The sequence below is a fragment of the Aureimonas phyllosphaerae genome, assembly GCF_900113065.1.
Taxonomy (GTDB): Bacteria; Pseudomonadota; Alphaproteobacteria; order Rhizobiales; family Rhizobiaceae; genus Aureimonas; species Aureimonas phyllosphaerae.
This window is the reverse complement of record NZ_FOOA01000061.1, coordinates 1-1,302: the sequence shown is the minus strand read 5'-3', so window position 1 is coordinate 1,302 and position 1,302 is coordinate 1. Positions and strand designations below refer to the sequence as shown.

Annotated in this window: 1 protein-coding gene; it reads right to left on the bottom strand. The window is 68.0% G+C overall.

The annotated features are described in order from the left end of the window. Positions 1-79 precede the first annotated feature (79 nt). The coding region (locus tag BM175_RS22300; RefSeq protein ID WP_175526987.1) for an AAA family ATPase at positions 80-1,302 on the bottom strand (1,223 nt) is incomplete at its 5' end.

Here is a 1,302-nt window from a genome sequence, read left to right as displayed (position 1 = left end):
CTCTTCCGGCTTGTGCTTCTTCTGTCCCATTCTCGTGTCCTCCAGCGGCTCAAAAGCCTACTTCACGGAGGGCCACTTTTCAGGGGGCAGGCCACCGCCGCAGGGCTGGAGAGCGGTTGTCCGGCGGCATGGCGACCTGCAGGACGTCTCGGGCGATGACCGGGCGCCTGTCGCGCCTCGCCAGCTGCCGCGCCTCGCGCGCCATGCGGGCGATGTCCGCGCCGGTCGTCCGTCCCGCCAGCGCGTGCCCGATCTGCATGACTTCCGCTTCGCCAACCATCGGCAGGTAATGGCGCACGATCTCGCAAAGGTCTTGAGCCGTCGGAAGATCGATGAGGACAACGCGGTCGAGGCGGCCGGAGCGGACCAGAGCCGGGTCCAAATGATCCGCGTCGTTACAGGCGGCGAGGACAATCAACCCCTCACGGCCGGCGGTGCCGTCCATCTCCTCCAAGAGGGCGTTGACAATCGCCCGCCAGTAGCTGTCGTGGCGCCGGCTGCTGTCGCGCTTTGGAACGGAGTCGATCTCGTCGATGAACAGAACCGTCGGCGACTGGCTGCGCGCCTCCTCGAACGCGTGCCGGATGCCCTGAAGCGTCGAGCCGAGATGCCCGTCGCCCGTGGCCTGCCAGTCGGCGAACGATGTCGCAATGAAGCGTGCACCGGCGCTCTTGGCGATGGCCGCCAGGAACGTTTTGCCGGTCCCCGACGGCCCGGTGAGAAGCGCACCGGGGTCAACGTCCGCCCAAGCCAACGTGCCCGCGGCGTAGGAACGGATGTCATCGGCGAGCGCCTGCGCCCAACCCCGTACCGCCTCGTAACCCGGCAGCTCGTCCAGCGCGAGGTTCTGGACAGTGCCCTCCCTCCCGCCCGCCAGCGTTCCACGCCGCGACGCCGACCACAGGCCGCGAGCGAGAATGGCCTCGGCGACCTCAATCCGGCTGGCCTTGGTGCAGGCTAGATCCAGAAGGTCCGGCGTCAGGGCCGACAGCCCGATCGTGGCGAGGCGCTCCGCGATACCCTTCGCCTGCTGGTACAGCGGATCATCGATCGGGATGCGGCCTGCAGAGCGTGGACCGGCATTCTCGTCACGGTTATCGCCGCCCTCCTCTCCTTCGCCCGGCATGGGCTGGAAGGGTCCCGCCTGAACCGCAAAGTGCTGGTAGAGCCCCGTCGCCACCGCGCCCGCATCGAAGCCGTCGATGCAAAGGCGCAGATCGGCGAGGTCATCGAGGGGATCGTGGCCATCGTCGAGGATCGCAGCCACCGTCCGGCTCGCCGTAAAAGCGCCGGTCACCGCAT